General features: G+C 65.6%; 1 protein-coding gene. It reads left to right on the top strand.

Going from position 1 to position 1558, the window contains the following annotated elements; translation table 11 throughout:
* Positions 1–1053 precede the first annotated feature (1053 nt).
* Positions 1054–1558 (top strand): glycoside hydrolase family 18 protein (locus tag ABZS66_RS61685; protein WP_354774288.1); only part of this gene is annotated, 505 nt, incomplete at its 3' end.

Genomic DNA, 1558 nt, shown 5'->3' with positions numbered 1-1558 from the left:
CTGACGAACGCGATGCCGGCGGCCGCGAGCACGGTCGCCAGCGCGGCGAGGCCGACTCGCAGGCGCGGCCGCCGCCGACGGGGGGTGGAGGGGGTCACTGGGGCTCCCTTCTGGGCGGGCGCCCGCGCCGATCCCGGTCGGGGTGGGTCGACGTGGACGGATCTGGGAGGTTCCCTTACAGATCCATCGGAGGCTATTCCCGCGTCGGGTCACTCGTCAATACAAGACTTAAGTTAAGTCAGCTGCGAAGCTCTTTGGCGCACAAGCGGTGAGCCATTCAGGCCTTCTGAGCAGCTTGTTTCGAGCCGGCCACGCCAGCCGTTCGAGTTAGGACGATGCCGAGTAGGCAGCGGAGTCGACCCAAGACGAGTTGCTTGCACCCAAGATCTCAGCGAATCAACATGGCGCGATCAAGCCGACCAGCAAGCGCCTTCGGCATCTCGGCACACCCCCGAAACGCCAGTACCGACGGGTGGAGATTGGGGACTGCCGCTTGACGCCAGCCGCCGATATTGCCGATACCGGCGATTATTCGGACCAACCAGGACGCAGTTGCCCGGTATTGACGGCTTTGACATTAGTTCACAGTATTTTCATTCGATTGAGGGTCAGAACGCCCGGCGGCTGCGATCTGTGCCCAGAGCCCACCCACACCAGATCGGCAACCGGCCGAGCAGTCCAACGACGTCGCAGCAACCGCAACCAAGCGAGAAGACGACATCGACCCACTGCGGCCCAGAAGGGCCAGCAACCCCAACACCTCGCCGAGCCAGATCAGACTCCTGGCCGGCCTCGCGGAACACCAGCCAGGGCGAATGGCATTATCCAGCACGAGCGAGACCCCCACGAACCTGAAACCAACTGAATGGCTGGCGCAACCTACGCATTGACAGCTAATAGTTAACTTTCCTATCGTCTGAGCACCTGCCATCGCACCGGCGCCCCAACCGACACGGCTCATCCGAACCATCCATTACCACCGATGTGATCGTGTCGCTCCGCGGGCGGTCCCACCCTGCCCGCGTGCCGGTCCGTCCACCCGAAGGAGCACTCATGTCCACCGAACCGGGGGCCGGGACTGCCGGTCCCGGACGTCGCCGGGCCCGCCGGTCGGCCTTCACGGCCAGTGCCGTCGCGGTGGCCACGGCCGTCGTGGGCGCCGTCGTCGCCCTCGCGAGCCAGCCCGCGGCCGAGGCCGCCGTGCTGCCCAACGGCTTCAAGAGCGTCGGCTACATGCCGTCCTGGGCCGGCAGCGCGACCGCCATCCAGTACAGCAAGCTCACCCACATCAACTACGCCTTCGTCCTGCCCAACAGCAACGGCAGCCTGCAGGGCCTCGACAACCCGTCGAAGCTGCAGCAGATCGTCTCGCTCGGGCACGCGGCCGGCGTGAAGGTGTCGATCGCCGTCGGCGGCTGGAACGACGGCAACGACTCGGGCTTCGAGGGCCTGGCGGGCAACGCCACCGCCCGCACGGCCTTCGTCAACAACATCGTCAACCTGGTCAACCAGTACAACCTCGACGGTGTCGACATCGACTGGGAGTACCCGGACCCGG

Origin of the sequence: Dactylosporangium sp. NPDC005572, assembly GCF_040605515.1 — a bacterium.
Lineage (GTDB): Bacteria > Actinomycetota > Actinomycetes > Mycobacteriales > Micromonosporaceae > Dactylosporangium.
The sequence above is the reverse complement of the archived record's forward strand: the minus strand, read 5'-3'. Positions and strand labels throughout refer to the sequence as shown.